Raw genomic sequence first — 20,423 nt, 5'->3', positions numbered from 1 at the left:
CCGTCATGCCGCCGACTCCCTCTGCCGCGGGTCGATGACACGCGCGACGATGTCGACGGCCGTGCCGATCACGAGCACGAGACCGGTCATCACGAGCACATCTCCCTGCACCTTCTCGAGGTCGCGATTGCCGACGTCGGTCACCAGCATCCGCCCGATGCCGGGCAGATTGAAGAGCTGTTCGATGATCACCGCGCCGACGAGCAGCCCGGCAATCTGTAGGGCGAGCACCGAGACCACGGTGAGCGCGACGTTGGGCATGCCGTGCGTGATCAGCGCTCGCGTGCGGGTGAGCCCTTTGGCCGCCGCCGTTCGCACGTAGTCCTGCCCAAGTGCCTCGAGCGCCGCAGATCGGATGAAACGAAGAAGCACCGCGCCTTCGACAACGCCGATCGTGAGAGCGGGAAGCAGAAGCGAATACAGCGCTCGCGCCGGCTCGTCCCATCCCGCACGAGGAAACCCCTGTGGGGGAAACCAGCCGAGCCCGACGGCGAACACCACGACGAGCAGCATTCCTGCCCACACCACGGGAACCGCGGCGATCGCCTGCGACACCATGCTCAGAGCAGAGCCGGTGACGCTGCGGTGCTTGAGTGCAGAGAGGATTCCGAGCGGAATTGCAATGATAAGCGCGATCGCCAACGCGAGCAGAGCAAGCGGAATCGTCACCTGCGATTTCTCGAGAAGCTCGGACGACACAGTGGCTCCCGTCAGCATTGACCGGCCAAGGTCTCCGGTCAGGATGCCCGCAAGCCAGTCGACGTACTGCGCAGGCAGCGGCTGATCGAGCCCGAGCGACTCTCGAATCGCCCGCACCTGATCCGGAGTTCCGTCGGTTCCCGCGATGACCTGCGCGACGTCCCCTGGCAGCACACGAAGCGTCACGAAGATCAGTGCGCTCGCAACGAGCAGCCCCACCGCGAGAAGGGCAATGCGAGTGAAGACGAATCGAATCACGCGGAAACAGAGAGCGAACTGAGATCGAGTCGGGCATTGGGGGAGTCGGTCGGGAATCCCGAGATGCCGTCGCCGATCGCCGTGAGAGTAAGGGCGTTGTAGAGCCAATCTGCCGCGTGGTCTTCAGCGACGATGCGGGCTGCTTCGCTCAGCTTCTGCTCGGCGACCTCGGGGTCGGTGGCCCGCACCGATTCTGCGTACAGCTTCCGAACATCGGCGTTGTCATAGCCGAAGTAGTAGTCGGGGTTCGCCCAATTGCCGAAGTCGCGCGGCTCAAGGTGATCGACGAAGCTGAGGTCATAGTCGTGGTTCGTGTATGCGTCGTTCAGCCAGGTGGAGAACTCGACAGAATCGACGGTGAGTGTGACTCCGATCTCCTTATACGCAGATACCAGGAGATTGGCGACGGTCGTGCCGTAGATGTTGGGAACAGTGAGCGTGAGCGACAGGTCGTCGACGCCCGCTTCGTCGAGCAGGCTCTTCGCCTTCTTCGGGTCGTACGGCCGCAGCGATGTGAGGTCTTCGTAACCCGGGTCGAGCGGAGGGATCGGCCCGCCCATCTCGACGCCGGCGCCTCCGATGGCATCGATCACCGCGGCGTGGTCGACGGCGAGCTGCAGGGCCTTTCGCACGCGCACATCATCGAGGGGCTCGCGCGCATTGTTGAAGGCGAGGGTGTACTTGTCTGTCGTCTTTCCCTCATGCACGGTGAAGTCGGTGTCGTCGAACTGGGCTCTGAGGTTCGGATCCACAGCGGTCAGCACATCGAGGTCGCCCGCAAGCGCCGCGTTCACTCCCGCGGTTGTGTCGCCGATGTAGACGAGCACGACCTCGCTCACCACGGCGGCGTCGCCCCAGTAGTCGTCGTTGCGCGCGAGAGTGATCGAGTCGCCCTGCTTCCATTTCTCGAGAGTGAACGGTCCCGTGCCGTTCGCGGATGTCGAGAGGTCGTTGTCCGCATCCTGATCGAGCACGAGCCCCGCCCGGCCGGAAAGGTTCCACAGCAGGTTCGAATCGGGTTCGGAGAGCGTCAGCGTGACCGTGGTGTCGTCTGGCGCCTCAATCTTCGTGACAGGCTCCAGCAGCTCGTGGTCGCGCAGTTCCGGGTCGTCTTTCACCTGCGTGAGCGACCAGACAACGTCGTCGACCGTGAGTTTGTCGCCATTGTGGAACGTGATGCCGTCATTGATCTCGAACGTGTAGGTGAGGCCATCGTCGCTGACCGTGTGCGACGACGCGATGGTGTCGACGATCTCGCCCTTCGGCGTGCGCGACACAAGTCCCTCGTAGACGTTGTCGATCAGCACTTGATCGAGTGCGGCTCCCGACGTGCGTCGGATGTCGAGGTCTGTGGGTTCAAGCACGAGCCCGACGGCGACAGTCGCATCGCCGTCGTGCCCCTTGTTCCCATCGCCCTGGCCGCTGCAGCCGCTCAGCAGCAGGGCCGATGCGGCGACGATGCCAATGACGGCATAACGGGTTCTCATGCGAGGGTGGGTCCTTTCGATGGTGCTCACGCGTCGGAGTGATGTGGCGCGGGCGAACGAGTGTCGCTCGATCGAAGGAGCTCGGCGACGATGCGAGCGAGTGCCACAGGATCATCTTCTTGAACATTGTGCCCTGTGTCGATCTCGATGACGCGCGAGCGGGGAAGGCGCGCGGCAAATCCCCGCGCAAGCTCCTCTGTCACAATGCCGCGACGTGCGCGCACGAGCCACGTCGGAACAGTGAGATTCTCCAGTGCGTTCCACAGCCGTTCTCTGTCTGAGGTGAGCGAGGGCTGAAGTCCGCCGAGGTGAGCCAGATGATGCGCGAACACCACGCGCCCGTCATCCTGTTCTCGTGTGTTCAGGGCGACGCCGCGCGCGACAGAGTCCCGGGAGACTCCGATTCCCGCGGCACGGGCGCCGTCAACGATCTCGTCGCGACTCGCGAAGTCGCGAGATTGGGCAAGAAACGCAGCGATCTGAGCGGCATCCCCCGTCGAGACATCAGGAGTGATGTCGACAAGGAGAAGCCCCTTCGTCGCGGAATCCTGCGCGGAGACGAGCGCCGCGGCAAGACCTCCAAGTGACTGTCCGACGAAAATATGACGACCGTCGATCCGATCGATGACCGGAGCAAGTGCTGCGGCAATGGTCTCGGGGCGGTAGTCTGCATCGTCGCGCCATTCGGAGGCGCCATGACCGGGCAGATCGACAGCAGCGGCAGGGGCGTTGAGCGAGGCGGCCGTTGCATCCCAGGTGTGGGCGTTCAGCCCGGCACCGTGAAGGAAGATCACCTCGGGATCGCCGGTTCCATAGCGGATAATGCCCAGTCGCCTGCCGTCATCGTCGACATCGTTCGTGCGCATCGCTGGCAGAAGGGGAAGGGGGATGCCGAATTCGGCGGCCTCCTCAACGCGAAAGCGAAATTCGTCCGAGCTGTGATCTGTCACTGCCATGATGATTCCTCACATCGATCGCGGCGGCGGTTGGCGGCGTTCACCGGAGATGCTGGTGCTCACCGCTGCCTCCTGACTACAGTTGAGACGCATGGCCCCATCATCTCGCATTCACCCGTCTCGAACACATCGTGACGCGTATACGTCGCTGAAAAAGCTGTCGAGCACCGTTGCCGATATCGCGGCAGACAACGATCTTGACCCGATTCTCTTAGAGCTCGTGCAGCTGCGCGCGTCGCAGATCAACGGCTGCGCTTACTGCCTCGACATCCACTCGCGCTCGCTTGCGAAGCTCGGTGAGTCGCCGCAGCGCATCGCGGTGCTCTCGGCGTGGTCTGAGGCGGGACTGTATTCCCCGAGGGAGTGCGCTGCTCTGCATCTGACCGAGGCAGTGACGCTCATTCACGATGGGCAGCTTTCTGATGCCGTGTATCGACAGGCGACAGAGGTCTTCACCGACGAGCAGTATGCGGCTCTGCTCTGGGTGATCGTCGCGATCAACGCGTTCAACCGCGTAGCGATCGCCGGTCGGTACTCGATCGAGCCGCAGCCAAGTTAGGTGTGGCTATACTAAGTAAATGATGAACGAGACTCGGACCCGCAACGTCGGTGCGCACGCGCGACGAGACGCACGGGGCCTCGGTCACATCTACCTGCTCACCGCAGACGAGTCGACGCTGACGGAGCTTGAGGCCGCAATGCAGGCCGTTCCCTACTGCGCTCGCGGCAGAGTCTTCATCGAAGTGGACACCGGTGCCGATATCTCCGTGATCGACGCGCCGACGCGCATGACGGTGACCTGGCTGACGCGTCAGACCCGGTCGGGTGCGCCTGGAAGCGGCGCCGCCTGCGCGACGGGCGAAGCGATGAGCCGAGCTGTGAATGCGTGGTCAGACGAAATGCTCTACGCCTCGACAGACACCCCGCACATCTGGCTCGGCGGTCACTATCGCGGAGTCTCTGCGGTTCACGAGCACCTCGTTGCCGACCTTGGCGTGAATCCCGAGCGGATCGTGACACTCGAACCATACCGATTGAGCAGCTGAGCGCGTCGTGACTGAACCGATCCCCGCCCTCACGCTGAGAACAGGGAACGCGATTCCCCAAATCGGACTCGGCGTGTACAAGGTGCCGGAGGACGAGGTCGTTGATGTTGTTCTCACCGCACTTGAAGCCGGATACCGTCACATCGACACGGCGGCGCTCTACCGCAACGAGGCTGGCGTCGGCGAAGCGATTCGGCGCAGTGGCATTCCCCGGGACGACATCTTCCTGACCACGAAGGTCTGGGACGACGATCACGGCTACGACGCGACACTGCGTGCATTCGACGAGAGTGCCCGCCTGCTTGGCGTCGACGACGTGGATCTCTATCTCATTCACTGGCCCGTGCCGAGCCGTGACCTCTACGTTGAGACGTGGCGGGCGCTGGAACGGCTTCACGCCGACGGACGGGCGCGGTCGATCGGGGTCTCGAACTTTCATCCGCACCACTTGCAGCGTCTCGCCAGCGAGAGTGACACGGTGCCCGCGGTAAATCAGATCGAGCTTCATCCGTGGTTGCCGCAGGAGGCGTCCCGCGCCTACGCGCGAACGCACGGCATCGTCACCGAGGCCTGGTCGCCGTTCGCGCGGGGGAAGGTTCTCAGCGACCCGGTTCTCGCTGAACGCGCAGCAAAGTACGGTGTGACCCCCGCGCAGTTCCTTGTGCGTTGGCACCTGCAGCTGGGAAACGTGGTGATTCCCAAATCAGTGACACCCCAGCGGATTCGGTCGAACATCGACGTCTTCGACTTCGAGCTCGATCTGGAGGATCTAGAGGCAGTGAGCCGGCTCGAGTCGGGAGTGCGCACGGGGCAAGACCCAGACGAGCACGGAGCCTGACGAGCATCCGCTTGCAATGTTTAGGTAAGGCAACCCATACTAGAAGGGTGACCGAGACTTCGAACGCTACGCAGCTGACACGTGAGCGCCCGTCGTTCAGCAACTTCGACCTTCGAGTCTCTCGCGTTCGCCAGCTGAGCCCGCACTTCACCCGGGTGACGTTCACGGGGGACGACCTCGTGAACTTCGGAACAGAGGGTCTCGACCAGCGCATCAAGGTTGTGCTGCCGCTGCCAAGCACCGGGTTCGACACGTTTCCGACGGGGGCCGACTGGTACGGCGAGTGGCGAGAACTGCCCGAGGCGAAGAAGAACCCCTTCCGCACCTACACGATTCGCAGCATCCGGGTTGCCGATCGCGAGCTCGACGTCGACTTCGTCGCGCACGGCGACGGCGGGCCGGCGTCCCAATGGGCAATGAGCGCGGCGGTGGGCGAACGCGTCATCGTCGTCGGGCCCGATTCCCGCAGCAGTTCGCGGGGGGTCGGACTCACGTGGAAGCCCGGCGCGGCCCGGCACCTGCTGATCGCGGGTGATGAGACTGCAGTGCCGGCCATCAGCGCCATTCTCGAGAGCCTCCCCGAGACAGCGGTGGGTCGGGTGTTCCTCGAGGTTCCCAGCGCAGACGACGTACTGCAGCTCACGGCCCCCGCTGGCGTGAGCATCACGTGGGTTCCGCGTGTCTCCCCGCACCGCGATTACGGTCTTGGGCTGGTTGCCGCCGTGCGCGATTGGGTGCGCGATCATGTTCGCACGGTGTCGTCAACACCGGTCACTCTCGATGAGGTAGACATCGACAGCGAGATTCTCTGGGATGTTCCCGATCCCGCCGTGATGCCCGGGCCAGACGACATGTACGCGTGGATCGCGGGCGAAGCATCGGCGATCAAGACAATCCGTCGATTCCTCGTCTCTGAGTCAGGACTCGACCGAAAATCCGTCGCATTCATGGGCTACTGGCGTCTCGGCAAAGCCGAGGCCTGAGCCACCGCGACACCTCTCTCGAAAGGACACCTGTGTCTCAACTGCGCGTTCTCGGCGTCGGTCTTGCCATCGTCGCCACTGCACTTGCCGTGACAGGCTGCGGTTCGGCTGCGGCAAACAGTGAGACGTCGGGCTCCCACGCATCCGCCTTTCCCGTCTCGATTGAGAATGCTCTCGGAACGGCGGAGATCTCGGAACGGCCGGAGCGAATCGTCACCCTCGGCCAGGGAACGGCAGACACGGTTGTCGCCCTCGGGCTTACACCTGTGGCTGTTGAGGCCGACCCCTGGGGAGGCGACGATGAGGGGTATCAGCCGTGGGTCCGCGAGGCGATCGAACAGCGCGGCGACGAGCTGCCCGCCCTCATTGACGGCGGCACCGAACTCGATATCGACGCCATCGTCGCCGCTGATCCCGATGTGATCCTTGCACCGCAATCGGGCGTGACACAGGAGCAATACGATGTGCTCAGCGGTCTCGCGCCGACCGTCGCGTACCCGGGTGAGGCCTGGAGCACGCCATGGGACGAGCAGATCAGCATCATCGGCACCGCCCTCGGACTCGAAGACGAGGCATCGAAGATCACGACCGAGATCATCGACGAACTCGATGCCGTCGCAGACACGCATCCGGAGTGGGCGAGCACGAGCGTCGCCTACACCTACACGTCGGCTCCGGGAACCCTCGGCGTCTTCCAGCCTTCAGAACCGCGCGTCGCCATACTCGAGCTCATGGGCCTGCAGACAGCGGAGTTCGTCACGAAGCTGCCGGTTGATCAGGGAACGGCCTCGAGCACGCTCGGACTCGAGAACGCCGACAAACTCGACGACACCGACATTCTCTTCACCTGGTTCAGTGACGAAGCATCGCAGGCCCAGACCGAGGAGCAACCGTTGTACGCGCAGATTCCCGCCATCGAGCGCGGATCAGACGTCACGATCTACGACCACCAGTTTGTGACGGCAGCGAGCCTCATCACGCCGCTGAGCGTCCCCTGGGTGCTCGACGATTACACAGAACTCATCGAGAACGCAATGGAGAACCTCTAATGTCACGATTTGCCCGGGGTGCAGCCGCAGCCGCCATCGTCGCTCTTGCTCTGAGCGGCTGCTCAAGCGATACCAGTTCCCCGGAGACCGAATCGGCGGGTGACGGAGCGTTCCCCGTGTCGATCGAAAGCGCTCTGGGAACGGCAAGGATCCCCGAGAAGCCAGAACGCATCGTGTCGATCGGCTGGGGCACGCCAGATATCGTCGTGGCGCTCGGAGAGACGCCCGTGGCAATCGAAGAAGACACGTGGGCCGGTGACGACGAGGGCGTTCTGCCGTGGCTGCGCGAGGCGATCGAGTCGAAAGGCGATGCCGTGCCGTCGACGTTCGGCGTCTATCCCGAAATCGACATCGATGCTGTTGTCGAGGCCGACCCCGATGTGATTCTCGCTCCGCAGTCGGGTCTGACCCAGGATCAGTACGATCTGCTCAGCGAACTTGCGCCGACCGTCGCCTATCCAGATGCCGCGTGGCAGACCGATTGGAAGACGCAGATCAAAATCGTGGCGCAAGCGCTGGGGCAGCCGGATGCCGCAAAGGAACTCATCGGTGGCATTGACGATCAGCTGTCGGCCGCCGCTGACGAGCATCCTGAATTTGACGGCCTGACGTTCGCGTACGTCTACACGGGAAAGCCGGGGGAGCTGTCTGTCTATCTCCCGGGCGACCCGCGCGTCGACCTGCTTACGGCGCTGGGGTTCAAACTTGATCCCGCCGTCAGCGACCTCGAGCCGGCGGAGGGCGTCTTCACCGCGACGATCGGCATCGAGAATGCCGACATGCTGAATGACGTCGACGTGCTGTTCACGTGGTACAACTCAGACGACGAGAAGGCGAGCGTTGCCAGCCAGGAGCTCTGGAAGCAGATTCCCGCTGTCGAGAGCGGCGCCGTCGTCGAGTTCATCTCGAACCGCGAGTTGGGAATGGCGACGAGCGTGCTGACGCCATTGAGCGTCCCCTGGGCTCTCAACGAATATCTGCCGATTATCTCTGAGGGTGTCGCGCACGTCGATGGCTGAGCGCCGCGCACACGGCAGTGGCCGCTACGCACTTGGCGTGGCGGCCGCTGTCGTGCTGCTCGGCATCTCCATCATCGCGAGCCTCGGCGTCGGCTCGAAGGCGCTCGAGCCAGGGCAGATCATCGACTCAATCACGGGGTCGGGCGACGACTACGTTGATGCCGTGCTCGCCAGTCGAGTGCCACGAACGATACTCGGAGTCATCGTGGGTGCAGCGCTTGCCGTCGCCGGCGGGGTGATGCAGGGGGTCACGCGAAACCCGCTCGCTGATCCCGGCCTCTTCGGCATCAACGTCGGCGCCGCTGCGGCGATCGTCACCGGTGCTGCCTTCTTCGGGACGGTGGCATCGAGTTCTGTGTGGCTCGCGCTCATCGGCGCTGTCGTCGCCGTCATCATCGTGTACGCACTCGGGTCATCGCGCGGACAAGCGGGCACGACGCGAATCGTGCTTGCCGGAGCCGTCGTGACCGCTGTCTTCTCTGCGTACGTGCAGGCAATCTCCCTGAGTTTTCCCGACGTTTTCGACGCCTATCGGTTCTGGGTCGTGGGCTCACTTGCCGGACGCAGCATCGAGCAGGCCTGGCTGATTCTGCCGTTCATCATCGTCGGCCTTGTTCTCGCGCTCGGGCTCGCGCCTGGGCTCAATATGCTCGCGCTCGGCGACGACGTTGCAACGGCCCTTGGTCAGCGCCCCGTCGTCGTTCGGTTACTGAGCGGTGCGTCGGTTGCGATTCTCGCCGGCGCGGCGACGGCTGGTGTCGGCCCCGTGCTGTTCGTTGGGCTCGCCGTTCCTCATATCGCCCGCATGTTCTCGGGGCCCGATCATCGCCGGCTTCTTCCACTGTGCATCGCGCTCGGTCCCGTTCTCCTGCTGCTGTCCGATGTGCTCGGGCGCGTCATCGCGCGCCCCGATGAGCTGATGGTCGGTGTCATGACGGCGTTCGTCGGCGCGCCAGCGCTTTTCATCGCCCTGCGCCGTCTGCGAGGTGAACGGAGATGACCGCTCATCACCGCATACTGCGCGTAGGCACGCGAGTGTCACTGCGGGTGCACGTGCGCACGCTCGTCGTGATCACCTGTCTCGTTGTCGCGATCATCGGTCTTGCCGTTGTCACTCTCGCGCTCGGCGATCTCGGCGTCTCGCCATTGCAGCTTCCGGCGGCGCTCTTCGGCGACACCGGAGCGAGCAGCTTCGTCGTGCAGACCCTTCGCGGGCCGAGGCTGCTCGTCGCGATCGGGGCGGGAGCCGCCTTCGGAGTGAGCGGTTCGCTCTTTCAGCGCGTCACTCGCAACCCGCTTGGCAGCCCCGATGTCATCGGGCTTATGGCCGGCGCTTCGGCCGGTGCCGTCGCGTTCGGCATCCTCTGGCCCGGTGTCGTGCCGTTGCCCGTCGGCGCCGTCATCGGTGCCATCGCGGCCATAGCGCTCGTCTACGTCTCGACGGGAACGGGATTCGCCTCACCGGGCAAGTTGATCATCGCGGGCATCGGCGTGCAGGCGATTGCGCTGTCGTTCGTGCAATTCATGCTTACGCGCATCAAACGTGAACAGGCAACCGTGCTCGCGACGTGGCTGAACGGAAGCCTCGAGGCTCGATCTCTAGACGATGTCGGGATCATCCTCGTGGTTCTCGGCGTGTTCGGAACGGTGGCGCTCGTACTGTCGAGACGTCTCGCCCTCGTCGAGATGGGTGACGACATTGCTGACGGGGTTGGTGCGTCGGCTTCGCGAACCCGCACGTTTGCCGTGTTGACAGCGATCGTTCTCGCTGCGGGAGGCGTTGCCGTCTGCGGTCCTGTTGCCTTCATCGCCCTCATGGCACCGCACGTCGCGCGTGTTGTCGCCCGGTCCAGTTCGCCGGTCGTCGCGGGGCTCATGGGCGCGATGATGCTCCTGTTCGCCGACGTGATCGTGCAGTTCGTTCCTGCTCCGCAGCAACTCCCCGTCGGCGTCGTCACCGCCCTGATCGGCGGTATCTTCCTCGGAGGGCTCCTCATGTCCCAGTGGCGCAAAGGTGCCCTGTAGCCGGATTCATTTGCACCGGGGCGTCTCCAATTGCGTGAAACTCAGCACGAGGCGGCCATTTGCGCACACGTCGTAGCGCTGCGAGTGATTTGACTCGTGCGTTGGGTGTGTCGGGGCCGCCGCGTACGTCAGGTGCGCGGCCCGGTATCTCGATGATCGTCTGGCGGGTCGGTGCCCGGTGCTTCTCGGCGTCCTAGATACCGTCGGTTCACGTACCAGTCTGGTGGGATCAGTCTGGGGTGGCCGTTTTCGTCGCGGGTGAGGGACCATTCGCCGCGATCCAGCAATCTGTGGTGAAACCAGCAGACGATCAGGCCATTTGCAACATCTGTTCGGCCGCCGTTTTCCCATCGTTGCACGTGATGCGCTTCACACAGCCACGCCGGAATGTCACAGTCATCGACAACACAGGTGTTCCCGTCGCGGGCGATCAACGCCAAACGCTGCTTCGCTGTGAAGAACCGTTGCGCGGTCCCGAGGTTGAGCACGTCACCATGCTCGTCAATGGTGACGTTCCTCGTGTCGCCGTCGCATTGCATCTGTGTCACAAAGCTCATCGGCAACGGTGCCGGTGTTCCCGGTGACCAGGCAGCACCGGTACCGGCGTCGAGGTCCTCGTTCTTCACCGTGATCATCACTGTTGGGCCACGCCCGTGGAGTTTCGGTGTGGTGTCTTGTTTCCCGACACCACCGATGATCGACGTGAACACGTCGGCACGCTCCTGCTGCTTTGTCCGCTCCTCGGGTGCTTGCTTGGTCGCGGCGAGCTCTTCAGCATGCATAAACGTCGGCGAGGTTCTCTTCGACATGCACGCATCAAACACTGGTGTCACCTGCGCCGCCTGCTCGGGAGAGAGCACCCCTGTGATCTTCATCGTTCCGTCGTCTTGGTGTTTGAAGACCAGCTTGCGTGCCTCGTGAAGTTCTTCCGTGGTGGGTTCGACACCGTCAGGGTCAAGGGCAACACGAAACACGCGGGCCTGCTGCCGCACAGCATCCGCCGTGAACGGCACTTCACCGAACGCACCCGTCGCATTACCGATCAGCGTTTTCTCGGCCCAGTCGATCTGCTCGGGGGAAACCCGGGGCAGGACAGGTGCCAACGTCGACGTGATCGACTCGGCAACATCCAGACCAATCGTGCCTTGGGCGAGCGCGTCCGCGGTCTGAGCGAACACCGGATCGAGAGGCAGCCCGGTGTCCGACACTCTCGGTGTTGTGTGTTTCGCGACTGTCGCGAACCGATACGCTGTGGAGTTCTTCGCCCCCGTGATCACCTCAAACAGCGCTGTCGGGCTCTTCGCCCCGTGCCGGGCAGCGAGACCATCAAACCCGGCATCCGTGTCAGAGCGCCGAGCAATGTCGCCCACGTTGCCGACTTGCTGGCCCTCGATGATGCGGGAGATGTTGCTGAGAAGGCCCGTATAGGTCAACAGGGTATCGGCGGAAAGTGATGTCGGGTCGATCGAGGCCAGTTCTGCAGCATCGGCCAGAGTCTTCTCCGCGGCACGCACAGCGACAGCATCCGGACCCTCATTGGGTTCGAAACCGGGTGCTGCGACTGCTTCGTGCATGACCAAAGTATCGCAGGACCCACCGACACTCCCACCGACAGAACACCCGGTCAACCACCCATTGTGGATAACTCACCAAAGTTTCTGCCTGTGGACGAAGAAGCGCATAGAGGGGAGCGAGGACGATGCCGAGGAGAGGCAGCGTAGGCACCACCCAGAATCACATCAGCCGCGGCGACGCGTGCTGCGACGTTTGCGGAGGTAGCCGCCCTTTTCGAGGCCAGCTTCGATCTCGAATCGGTTGGTGAGTGGATTGAAGCCTTCCAACGCGTACAGCACGGGGAAGAGAAGCCCGTAGGTTCGCCACTGCTGCTGATGCACGGCTTCGTGCTCGAGTACGTCAGAGCTCACGTTCGTGCGGGTGAGATAGCAGGCCCCGACGCAGGCGCCGCCCCGACCGAACGTCCAGCGCGGCATCCCCCGAAAGATGAAGAGCCCGCCGCGGCGTTCTACCTTGCCCGTTGACCAGATGAACCCCCACACCATCCCCACGAGCGTGCCGTAGGCGTAGCCGAGAAGACTGAGGGGAGAATTCGTGAGGATGCTGCGAATCACTGTGCCTCTGGCTTTCGCAGTGCCTCGAGCATTCGCAGCCATGCTTCGCTCATGGTCGGGAAGGCGGGAACGGCGTGCCAGAGCCGGTGCAGAGGAACCTCGCCGACGACAGCGATTGTCGCCGCGTGCAGCAGCTCAGCGACGTCGTCACCCACGAGAGTCACGCCGATGACGACGTTTCGCTCCGTGTCGACGACGGCACGGAACGTTCCCTCATAACCATCCGCGTGCAGAGCACCGCCGGCGACGGACCCGAGCGCGATGTCAATCGTTCTCACGGGTCGCCCGGCATCCATCGCGGCCGTCTCAGTCATACCGACCATAGCCACCTGCGGGCTGCTGAAGACAACGGACGGAACCGCGTCGTGATCGGCCGTTGCCGTGGCGTCGGCCCAGGGGTGCGTGTCGGGAACATCACCCGCCGCCCGCGCGGCGATGGCCGCAGCCGCTGCGCGTGCTTGGTATTTTCCCTGGTGCGTCAGCAGAGAGCGGTGATTGAGGTCACCGACCGCATACAGCCATTCGCCAGGCACCCCGCGCACGAGCATCGTCTCATCGACGTCGACCCACTCTCCGGGTGTGAGGCCGACAGTGTCGATGCCGACATCGCTGGTTCGCGGAGTGCGGCCCGTTGCGACCAGCACCCGATCAGCGTTCACCGTCTGCCCTGTCGAGAGCCGCACCTGCGCGCCGTCGCCCGCGGCAGAAACAGAATCAACGTCGGCGACGAGCACGTCGATTCCGTCGGCACGGAATCTCTTCGTAACGGCTTCGCCCGCGATCGGCTCATGCCCGCTCAGCAGACCACTTCGCGCGACGACGGTGACGGTCGAGCCGAGCGACGCAAACGCTGTCGCCAGCTCGGCAGCGACGACTCCACCGCCGACAACCACGAGGGATGCCGGTATGTCTTCGGCGATCGTCGCTTCGCGACTTGTCCAGACGTCGATCTCGTCAATTCCGGGAATCGGCGGCACCGTGGGCTCCGAACCCGTGCACACCGCGACAGCAACGCGTGCCGTCAGCGTCTGCGTACCCTCGGGGCGCTCCACCTCGACGGTGCGCTCGGCCACAAGCCGCGCTTGTCCGCGCACGAGGTCGACGCCCGCGCCTTCGAGCCATGACACCTGGCCCGCGTCGTCGCCCTTGCCCGTGAATGCATCGCGACGAGCCAGAACTCGCGCGACATCGAGGCCCCGCGTGACCGCCTGCGCCGCTCCGTCGACAGCGAGAGCAGCACGGCGCGCGTCACCCGACCTCAGAAGCGCCTTCGAGGGGATGCAGGCGCGATACGAACATTCGCCGCCCACCTTGTCGCTCTCGACGATCACACACGAGAGGCCCGCCTGCGTCGCGTAATCGGCGACATTCTCTCCGACAGCGCCCGCACCAACAACTACAACGTCGTACTCGCTCATGCTCCGAGAATACTCGCGCTGTCGCCGGAGCGCAGTCAGCGTCTTGTCAGTGCACCGAGAATGCGCAGGATCGCCGCGAGATCGTCCGTCGCAGCCGCGGCAGACGCGGGTGCGAAGCCCGTGATCCCTGCCCCGGCAAGCGAGAACCTGCCGCGTACGTCACCCAGCACATCGATGAGCTGCGTGAGCGGAATGCCGAATGGCTCCGCCCAGTGCGTTCCGTCAATGTCTGCCGGGTCGAGAACGTCGAGGTCGATGTGCACGTACACCTCTGACGCGCCTGTCTCGACAAGAGCGTCGACGAGACCGGCAACTTCGTCCGTGCTCAGCGCACGCAGCTCGGAAGCGTCGAGATAGGCGGCTTCGTCGTCGTCGACAGAACGGATGCCGCCCAGCACGACCTTGCTGTGCGCGAGGGGATTGGATGCGGCGAGAACGTCGTGTCCCTCTCCGAGCACAGATCTGAGTGCCATGCCGTCGAAAGCGCCAGACGGGGAAGTCTCCGCCGTGTGCAGATCGGGGTGTGCGTCAAGCCACAGCACCGCGAGATCACCGTTCGTGCGCTCCATCGCATGATCGATGGCGGCAATTTCGATTCCGCACCCGCCTCCGATGCAGACGGCCGTGTCGTGCATGGTGCTGAGCTGCTCGCGCAGCCGCTCACGCACGGTGACAAGGGAAGTGAACCTGCGGATTCCGGTGTCGAGGGCGTCGCCCGCTCCCTGGGGCACAGCAACGTCGTGGGTTGCACTCGAGGGCAGATCACCTCTGATCGCCTCGGCACCGTCTATGAGCTGCATTGCACGCGACGATGACGAGCCCTGCCACTGCGGAACCACCATGTATGCCGTCATTGTTCAATTATGCGACGAGGATGCCCGGGCGCCATCATCTTTCAGCGAAGCGCGAACGGGCGCCGGGGAATTCCCCGACGCCCGTTTGCTGAGCACCAGATTACGACTCGATCGAACCGCTTCCACTGCTCTTCAGTGCGGCAAGACGAGCCTCGACCTCGGTCAGTTCGCCGAGGTCGTCGAGCTCTTCGAACTGCGCGTCGAGGCTCGAGGCCGCGAGCTCTTGGTGGCCGAGCACCTTCGCCTCTTCGCGGCGAATCTTCTCGTCGAATCGGCTGACCTCGCTCGTGGGGTCCATGATGTCGATGCTCTTCAGCGCGTCATGCACCTTGAGCTGCGCCTGCGCCGTCTTCTGACGCGCCACCAGCTCATTGCGCTTCGTCTTGAGCTGCTCGAGGCGCTCCTTCATGCCGTTCAGACCATCTTTGAGCTTGCTGACGACATCCGACTGCGACGCGATCTGCGGCTCGGCCGCCTTGGCTTCGCCCTCCGAGCCGATCTGACGCTGAATTGCCACCTTTGCGAGGTTGTCGAACTTGTCAGCGCCCGCTGTGTCACCCGACCCACGCATCTGGTCGGCACGCTTGCTCGCGGCAAGCGCCTTTGTTCCCCAGTCGCGCGCGGCATCGACGTCTTCCTTATGGTCTTGCTCAAGCATCCGCAGGTTGCCGATCGTCTCGGCAATAGCGCTCTCCGCCTCGGCGATGTTGTTCGTGTAGTCGCGAACCATCTGGTCGAGCATCTTCTGCGGGTCTTCCGCCGAATCGATAATCGAGTTGATGTTCGCGCGGGCCAACTGTGCGATGCGCCCGAAGATGGTCTGCTTGCTCATGTACTCCCTCTCGTCGCAGTCGGCCGAGCGGCCGCCGGTTCGGTGCGTCTGAGTCTACGGGCCGTAAAGTTTCTTTTTCCTGCAAATCTGCCGCACCATGTGTCTGTCTGTGACGGCCACGGTGGCAGCGCGTGTGCACCCGCGAGAGAATTGAGCGAAACACAAGAGAGGGGAAGTCGGTGACTCACAGTGATCGGATGCTGCAGCTCGCCATCGTCGAGGTGACTGACGCCCGTCCGCACGCTCCCGAATACGACGCGTATACGCGGGGCATGACGCGGCGCACCGTCTCCGACGCGTCGATTCTCGGATGGGATGCGCGACTGCTCACCGCCGAACGCCTCGGCACAGACGGCCTGCTCGATGCCACCGAGTCGGCCGACGCGATCGTGATCATGGGCGGGGAAGACCTCGCTCCCGAGTTCTATGGCGGTCAGCCGGGGTACGAGGGCGAAGGTCACCATTACCGAACAGCGGATGCCGCCGAGCTCGCACTCGTGCGCAGGGCGGCGTTGCGCGCTACCCCGCTTCTCGGCATTTGCCGTGGTCACCAGGTGATCAATGTGGCGTTCGGGGGAACCCTCGTTCAGCACATGGAGGAGTCCGGTCACAGACTGACCGATCTTCCGGTCGAGTACACCCTCGTGGAGCATCCTGTCTCGCTCGAACGTTCGAGCACTCTCGCACTGCGGTTGGGCGAGCACATCACCGTTCAATCAGGGCATCATCAGGTGATCGATCGCCCCGGCCCCGGACTGCGTGCCGTTGGGTGGTCGCACGACGGTCACATTGAGGCTGTCGAGCACGACATTCTGCCGATCACAGGCGTCCAGTGGCATCCGGAGGCTCCCATGGCCCCAACCGACCAGCTCGAGCGTCTGCTGGACGGGCTCGAACGCGAGGCTCTCAGGCAACTGGCTGCCTGATCGGGGTGGCACCGAGCTCTGCCGAGGTATTGCGGTTAGGGTTCCTCAGGTGACGCATGATCGGTATGGAACAGATGTACTCGCCGGCGATTGGAAGAACCGCGGCAAGCCGATACACACGGCGGTCGAAGCTGAGAAGGGCCTCGTCGTCGAAGATGCGGGGAGCGGCTGGTGCGGAGCGGTCGTCGGCGTCGAGGGGCAGACCGTCGAGCTCGAGGACTTTTCGGGCGCGGTGAGAGCCTTTCCTCTCGGGAGAGGATTCATGATCGACGGCAGGCCGGTCGAGCTCGTCAAGGCGAAGGCACAGGCGAAAGGCCCGACGCGCACGGCCTCCGGTTCGTTCGCTGCTGCAGACCAGAGGGCCCGGGTGGCGCGGCAGAGCCGAATTTTCGTCGAGGGGCGCCACGACGCGGAGCTCGTCGAAAAAGTCTGGGGCGATGATCTCAGATCGGAGGGCGTTGTCGTGGAGTATCTCGGGGGAATCGACGACCTCGACGCGATTATTCGAGAGGCCGCCCCGACGCGGACCGCTCGCATCGGCGTGCTCGTCGACCATCTTGTTCCCGGCTCGAAAGAGAGCCGCATTGCCGACACGGTCGCCCGGTCGGCGCACGGCGCCCACGTGCTGATCGTCGGGCATCCCTACATCGATATCTGGCAGTCTGTGCTGCCGGAGAAGCTGGGCATCTCGGCCTGGCCGACGATTCCTCGCAGCATGGAATGGAAACACGGAATCTGCGAGGCGTTCGGCTGGCCTCACGCCGATCAGGCCGACATCGCGCGGGCGTGGAAGCGCATACTTGGGCGGGTGTCGAGCTACACGGATCTGGAACCGCAGCTGCTCGGCCGCGTCGAGCAGCTGATCGACTTCGTCACCGAGCCATCCTGAAAATTTTCACCAAACGCGCCACGGGACGTGCACAAATCGTTATGTTCCCGTATCCTCGGATGAGTTCGCATGACTACCGGCCGGTGACCCCCACTCGGTCGAGTCGCACACGCGGGGTGAATTCCCTGATTTTCGCACCCAGCGATTCACGGTGTCATGTGTGGAGGATGTACTGGTGACTGATTCGTTCGAGACGAGGCATGACGCCTCAGAAGGCACCCCGAACGCACCCGCTACTCGTCGCGCACGACGAGAGATGGAAGCCCGTCGCCTTGCGAGCCGCGGAGCCTCGCACCCATCGGCACCAACCGCAGCGCGCTCGACTCGACCCGCCGCGAAGGCGAAGCAGCCCCGTTCGGGCAGAAGCATCGCGCGGTCGTGGGCATCGACGGCACTCGTCGGCCTCGTTGTTCCCGGTCTCTTCGCGACAATGGCTCTGCCGTCCTACGCATCACCGGAAGACGCCGGAACACACGGCCCCTCAAGCTACGACATCGCCACGGCATCCGCTCAGACTCTCGACGCCAGCGAGGTTGCCGTCGCGCCGGCGACTCATCTCATTCGAGACAGCTACGGTGCGACGACGACTGAAGAACTCGAAGCCGCACGCAAGAAGGCGGAGGCCGAGGCTGCCGCAAAGCGAGCCGCTGAGCAGAAGCAAAACTCTGCGGACAGCAATACCGGAGGCGGAGGACCTTACTCCGCGATCGCCGGTGACGGTTCCGTGCGCTGGCCGCTTCCCAGCGGAGGAACGATTGGCGACGGCTTTATGAGCCGCGGTGGATCGCACCACGGCGTCGACATTCTGATCGCGGGGGGCACCCCGATCGGTTCGGTCGCTGATGGCGTCGTCGTCGTTTCACAGGAGAGCTACGGCGGATACGGTGTCGGCGTTGTCGTCGAGCACACGATCGACGGCCAGACCGTGCGTTCAACGTACGGGCACATGACGTACGGCTCTCGCCAGGTATCTGTCGGTCAGCACGTGACGGCCGGGCAGGTTCTCGGACTCGTGGGCAGCACCGGGCGCTCGACGGCGAACCACCTGCATCTCGAGATCACGATCAACGGCGGTCTCGTCAACCCACTGGGCTGGCTGCGCGCTAACGGCGCATACTGAACCACTTGCCAGGCAGCGCGTCGCCTGGCCGCTGCCGGTGAGGGAGCACAGCGCGTCACCGACGTCGACTCAGGCGGATGCTTCTCGACGACGGCGAAACGGCGACACACTTTCGTCTGTCGCAGTCGCTGACCGCGTCTGATTTGTGCCCCCGACAGGAATCGAACCTGCGACCTTCGGTACCGGAAACCGGCGCTCTATCCCCTGAGCTACGGAGGCAAATCGCCCGATGTCTCGCATCGGCGCGAACCTAGGCTAGCACCCGCGAGGCGTCGCCCGAAAAGCGGCGCGGCGAGGTGCCTGTGCATCAGCCGTGAAGTGAGTGGTGGGGAGAACTCCACCTGCCGCGTTGCGCCCCCGGGTGTGATGATGAAGGCATGCAGCGCACCGTGAATGCCCATCTCCAGTTCACCCTGGGCGGGCAGAGCGACATGCTGTTCCAAATTGCCGTGGCCGCGGGAACTCCGATTCTGTCGGAATCGTTTACGTTCACGAACAATGGCCGGGTCTATCTGCCGCGAGAGATCGTCGACAGCCACGGAACCCGCATCCTGCGCTTCACGGGTGACGAGGGAACCTACGAGGTGTTCTACTCGGCGAACGTCGCCGGGTCACGGCCGATCGAGCCCGTGCGCGAAATCGATCTGCTGGGGTATCTGCGGCCCAGCAGGTACGCGGAATCAGACGCCCTCTATGTACAGGCCCGCTCGATGTTCGCCGGTCTCACCGGGCTTGTGCTCGTCAACGCCGTTGCGACGTGGACACACGAGACTCTCGAGTACGTACCGGGGTCGAGCACGGGAACGGACAGCGCGCGAACGACGCTGAACGTCGGGCGCGGAGTGTGTCGCGACTTCGCGCACGTCGTGGTGACGATGCTGAGGGCCTGCGACGTGCCCGCTCGCGTTGCCGCTGTCTATGCCCCGGGGCTTTCTCCCATGGACTTCCACGCCGTCGCTGAGGCCTGGGTCGGCGGCCGGTGGAACGTCGTCGACGCCACTCGTCTGGCTCCCCGCCCGTCGCTCGTTCGCATTTCGACGGGACGCGACGCGTCAGACATCGCCTTTCTCACGAACCACATCGGAAATCTGCGGCTCTCCACCGTCGCGGTGAACGCGGTGAGCGACACACTCGTCGCCGATGACCATCTCTCGGCGGCCGTTCTCGCCTGAGCTACGGCAGATTGCCGAGAACGAACTGCGCGAGCTGCTCGGCCCCGCGGGCGTCAGAGAAGTCCTTCGAAGAGATGACAACCCAGTACGTTCCCGTGAAGATCTGGGCCGTGCCCACTCCCGACGAATGGGAGAAGAAGCCCTTCTCCCCGTATGTCTTCACCGATTCCCCCGACGCGTCGGCCTCGGCCGCGAGATCATCGAGAGTCTTCGGTGCGAGCTTGGCAATCGCCACGTCGATCGTTCGGCCGCTCGTGTTGTTGCTCCATCGGCAGGTGATGCCGTTGTACGACGCGACCTTTGCCGCGGGAGTGTCGGCGGCGGGCGAGAACTCGCCGAGCGCGCTCACGTTGGGGTTGAAGTCGTACATCTGCTGCAGCGTGATCACGTCGTCGCAGCCAAGCCCGACGTCCTCACCGGCATCCGGATGCTGCGTGGACTTCGGGGGAGCGGTTGCTGTGTCGTCAGGGCTCTCACGGTGCTCGTCTGCGGGGGGACCATCCGACGACGTCGGCGTGGGGGATGACGACTCCGATGCGGTCGGCGTGCTGTCGGGACCCACGGGAGGGGCGCACGCCGTCAACGTGAGACTCCCGAGGGCGAGAGCGATCACGGCGCTACGACGGAGGACGGCGCTGCTGACGGACATGGGTTCCTTTCGAAGGCGGCGGGGACGATTCGAGAGTACCAACGCGGCGCGAAAGAACGGCGTCAACGCGCAGG

21 protein-coding genes and 1 tRNA gene are annotated in these 20,423 nt (G+C 64.0%); 12 read left to right on the top strand and 10 right to left on the bottom strand.

The features are described 5' to 3' along the window. Positions 1-3 precede the first annotated feature (3 nt). Genes HCR84_RS10605 through HCR84_RS10595 form a run of 3 tightly spaced genes read right to left on the bottom strand, consistent with a single transcriptional unit; the run spans position 4 to position 3,400 of the window. Positions 4-957 (bottom strand): ABC transporter permease, encoded by a 954-nt coding sequence (locus tag HCR84_RS10605; protein WP_166981204.1) that lies wholly within the window; start codon positions 955-957, stop codon positions 4-6. After that, on the bottom strand, positions 954-2,444 hold the full coding sequence (locus HCR84_RS10600) for an ABC transporter substrate-binding protein (RefSeq protein WP_166981207.1): 1,491 nt from the start codon (positions 2,442-2,444) through the stop codon (positions 954-956). The genes HCR84_RS10605 and HCR84_RS10600 overlap by 4 nt, the downstream gene beginning before the upstream one ends. Positions 2,445-2,470: 26 nt before the next feature. Further along, a complete protein-coding gene (locus tag HCR84_RS10595) occupies positions 2,471-3,400 on the bottom strand; it encodes an alpha/beta fold hydrolase (protein ID WP_166981210.1) in 930 nt (309 codons plus the stop codon). Between the two features lie 91 nt (positions 3,401-3,491). Between HCR84_RS10595 and HCR84_RS10590 the strand changes: the two genes are divergently transcribed. The 8 genes from HCR84_RS10590 to HCR84_RS10555 are packed head-to-tail and all read left to right on the top strand — an operon-like array spanning position 3,492 to position 10,360. After that, entirely contained in the window at positions 3,492-3,959 is a 468-nt protein-coding gene (locus tag HCR84_RS10590; RefSeq protein WP_166981212.1) for a carboxymuconolactone decarboxylase family protein, read from the top strand. 19 nt (positions 3,960-3,978) lie between these two features. Further along, positions 3,979-4,446, top strand: a complete 468-nt coding sequence (locus tag HCR84_RS10585; protein ID WP_244972462.1) for an SIP domain-containing protein — start codon at positions 3,979-3,981, stop codon at positions 4,444-4,446. A 52-nt stretch (positions 4,447-4,498) separates the two neighbouring features. Further along, positions 4,499-5,284, top strand: a complete 786-nt coding sequence (locus HCR84_RS10580; protein ID WP_434063561.1) for an aldo/keto reductase — start codon at positions 4,499-4,501, stop codon at positions 5,282-5,284. A gap of 47 nt (positions 5,285-5,331) precedes the next feature. After that, entirely contained in the window at positions 5,332-6,267 is a 936-nt protein-coding gene (locus tag HCR84_RS10575; RefSeq protein WP_166981218.1) for a siderophore-interacting protein, read from the top strand. Positions 6,268-6,299: 32 nt separating this feature from the next. Beyond that, positions 6,300-7,316: an iron-siderophore ABC transporter substrate-binding protein gene (locus tag HCR84_RS10570; protein ID WP_195706630.1), complete on the top strand. Its 1,017-nt coding sequence runs from the start codon at positions 6,300-6,302 to the stop codon at positions 7,314-7,316. Then, entirely contained in the window at positions 7,316-8,335 is a 1,020-nt protein-coding gene (locus HCR84_RS10565) for an iron-siderophore ABC transporter substrate-binding protein (protein ID WP_166981220.1), read from the top strand. Before HCR84_RS10570 ends, HCR84_RS10565 begins: the two co-directional genes overlap by 1 nt. After that, entirely contained in the window at positions 8,328-9,335 is a 1,008-nt protein-coding gene (locus HCR84_RS10560) for a FecCD family ABC transporter permease (RefSeq protein ID WP_166981222.1), read from the top strand. Before HCR84_RS10565 ends, HCR84_RS10560 begins: the two co-directional genes overlap by 8 nt. Then, positions 9,332-10,360, top strand: a complete 1,029-nt coding sequence (locus tag HCR84_RS10555) for a FecCD family ABC transporter permease (RefSeq protein ID WP_166981225.1) — start codon at positions 9,332-9,334, stop codon at positions 10,358-10,360. Before HCR84_RS10560 ends, HCR84_RS10555 begins: the two co-directional genes overlap by 4 nt. Before the next feature lie 128 nt (positions 10,361-10,488). On the opposite strand, the gene HCR84_RS10550 is transcribed toward HCR84_RS10555, so the two are convergent. The 5 genes from HCR84_RS10550 to HCR84_RS10530 form a co-directional block, all read right to left on the bottom strand. Then, positions 10,489-11,934, bottom strand: a complete 1,446-nt coding sequence (locus tag HCR84_RS10550) for an HNH endonuclease signature motif containing protein (protein ID WP_166981227.1) — start codon at positions 11,932-11,934, stop codon at positions 10,489-10,491. A gap of 165 nt (positions 11,935-12,099) precedes the next feature. After that, complete coding sequence (locus tag HCR84_RS10545; protein WP_166981230.1) at positions 12,100-12,531, bottom strand: Fe-S oxidoreductase; 432 nt, start codon at positions 12,529-12,531, stop codon at positions 12,100-12,102. Then, the gene (locus HCR84_RS10540) at positions 12,486-13,907 is read right to left on the bottom strand and encodes a dihydrolipoyl dehydrogenase family protein (protein ID WP_166981233.1); all 1,422 of its coding nucleotides are present in this window, start codon (positions 13,905-13,907) and stop codon (positions 12,486-12,488) included. Before HCR84_RS10540 ends, HCR84_RS10545 begins: the two co-directional genes overlap by 46 nt. Before the next feature lie 35 nt (positions 13,908-13,942). After that, positions 13,943-14,761 (bottom strand): arginase family protein, encoded by an 819-nt coding sequence (locus tag HCR84_RS10535; protein WP_166981235.1) that lies wholly within the window; start codon positions 14,759-14,761, stop codon positions 13,943-13,945. A 100-nt stretch (positions 14,762-14,861) separates the two neighbouring features. Then, complete coding sequence (locus HCR84_RS10530) at positions 14,862-15,593, bottom strand: PspA/IM30 family protein (RefSeq protein WP_166981238.1); 732 nt, start codon at positions 15,591-15,593, stop codon at positions 14,862-14,864. Positions 15,594-15,772: 179 nt separating this feature from the next. Between HCR84_RS10530 and HCR84_RS10525 the strand changes: the two genes are divergently transcribed. The 3 genes from HCR84_RS10525 to HCR84_RS10515 all read left to right on the top strand — a co-directional run bounded on the left by HCR84_RS10525 (position 15,773) and on the right by HCR84_RS10515 (position 18,528). Next, positions 15,773-16,519: a gamma-glutamyl-gamma-aminobutyrate hydrolase family protein gene (locus tag HCR84_RS10525; RefSeq protein WP_235940647.1), complete on the top strand. Its 747-nt coding sequence runs from the start codon at positions 15,773-15,775 to the stop codon at positions 16,517-16,519. 49 nt (positions 16,520-16,568) lie between these two features. After that, positions 16,569-17,408, top strand: coding sequence for a DUF3097 domain-containing protein (locus HCR84_RS10520; RefSeq protein ID WP_166981240.1), 840 nt, complete (start codon positions 16,569-16,571; stop codon positions 17,406-17,408). Between the two features lie 175 nt (positions 17,409-17,583). Beyond that, positions 17,584-18,528 (top strand): M23 family metallopeptidase, encoded by a 945-nt coding sequence (locus tag HCR84_RS10515; protein ID WP_235940646.1) that lies wholly within the window; start codon positions 17,584-17,586, stop codon positions 18,526-18,528. A gap of 146 nt (positions 18,529-18,674) precedes the next feature. Here the strand turns inward: HCR84_RS10515 and HCR84_RS10510 are convergent. After that, positions 18,675-18,747, bottom strand: a tRNA-Arg gene (locus tag HCR84_RS10510). 158 nt (positions 18,748-18,905) lie between these two features. Between HCR84_RS10510 and HCR84_RS10505 the strand changes: the two genes are divergently transcribed. Beyond that, positions 18,906-19,700 (top strand): transglutaminase-like domain-containing protein, encoded by a 795-nt coding sequence (locus HCR84_RS10505; protein WP_166981243.1) that lies wholly within the window; start codon positions 18,906-18,908, stop codon positions 19,698-19,700. Position 19,701: 1 nt separating this feature from the next. Here the strand turns inward: HCR84_RS10505 and HCR84_RS10500 are convergent, their stop codons facing one another. Continuing rightward, positions 19,702-20,349: an arginyl-tRNA synthetase gene (locus tag HCR84_RS10500; protein WP_166981246.1), complete on the bottom strand. Its 648-nt coding sequence runs from the start codon at positions 20,347-20,349 to the stop codon at positions 19,702-19,704. Between the last annotated feature and the right edge of the window lie 74 nt (positions 20,350-20,423).

Source organism: Paramicrobacterium fandaimingii (genome assembly GCF_011751745.2).
Lineage (GTDB): Bacteria > Actinomycetota > Actinomycetes > Actinomycetales > Microbacteriaceae > Paramicrobacterium > Paramicrobacterium fandaimingii.
This window is presented reverse-complemented; position numbering and strand designations above follow the sequence as displayed.

Bases quoted from the DNA above. Each gene is read 5' to 3' on its own strand.
- HCR84_RS10600 (WP_166981207.1), bottom strand. From the start codon at position 2,444: ATGAGAACCCGTTATGCCGTCATTGGCATCGTCGCCGCATCGGCCCTG.
- HCR84_RS10595 (WP_166981210.1), bottom strand. From the start codon at position 3,400: ATGGCAGTGACAGATCACAGCTCGGACGAATTTCGCTTTCGCGTTGAG.
- HCR84_RS10590 (WP_166981212.1), top strand. From the start codon at position 3,492: ATGGCCCCATCATCTCGCATTCACCCGTCTCGAACACATCGTGACGCG.
- HCR84_RS10585 (WP_244972462.1), top strand. From the start codon at position 3,979: ATGATGAACGAGACTCGGACCCGCAACGTCGGTGCGCACGCGCGACGA.
- HCR84_RS10565 (WP_166981220.1), top strand. From the start codon at position 7,316: ATGTCACGATTTGCCCGGGGTGCAGCCGCAGCCGCCATCGTCGCTCTT.
- HCR84_RS10560 (WP_166981222.1), top strand. From the start codon at position 8,328: ATGGCTGAGCGCCGCGCACACGGCAGTGGCCGCTACGCACTTGGCGTG.
- HCR84_RS10555 (WP_166981225.1), top strand. From the start codon at position 9,332: ATGACCGCTCATCACCGCATACTGCGCGTAGGCACGCGAGTGTCACTG.
- HCR84_RS10550 (WP_166981227.1), bottom strand. From the start codon at position 11,934: ATGCACGAAGCAGTCGCAGCACCCGGTTTCGAACCCAATGAGGGTCCG.
- HCR84_RS10545 (WP_166981230.1), bottom strand. From the start codon at position 12,531: ATGGCTGCGAATGCTCGAGGCACTGCGAAAGCCAGAGGCACAGTGATT.
- HCR84_RS10540 (WP_166981233.1), bottom strand. From the start codon at position 13,907: ATGAGCGAGTACGACGTTGTAGTTGTTGGTGCGGGCGCTGTCGGAGAG.
- HCR84_RS10535 (WP_166981235.1), bottom strand. From the start codon at position 14,761: ATGACGGCATACATGGTGGTTCCGCAGTGGCAGGGCTCGTCATCGTCG.
- HCR84_RS10530 (WP_166981238.1), bottom strand. From the start codon at position 15,593: ATGAGCAAGCAGACCATCTTCGGGCGCATCGCACAGTTGGCCCGCGCG.
- HCR84_RS10505 (WP_166981243.1), top strand. From the start codon at position 18,906: ATGCAGCGCACCGTGAATGCCCATCTCCAGTTCACCCTGGGCGGGCAG.
- HCR84_RS10500 (WP_166981246.1), bottom strand. From the start codon at position 20,349: ATGTCCGTCAGCAGCGCCGTCCTCCGTCGTAGCGCCGTGATCGCTCTC.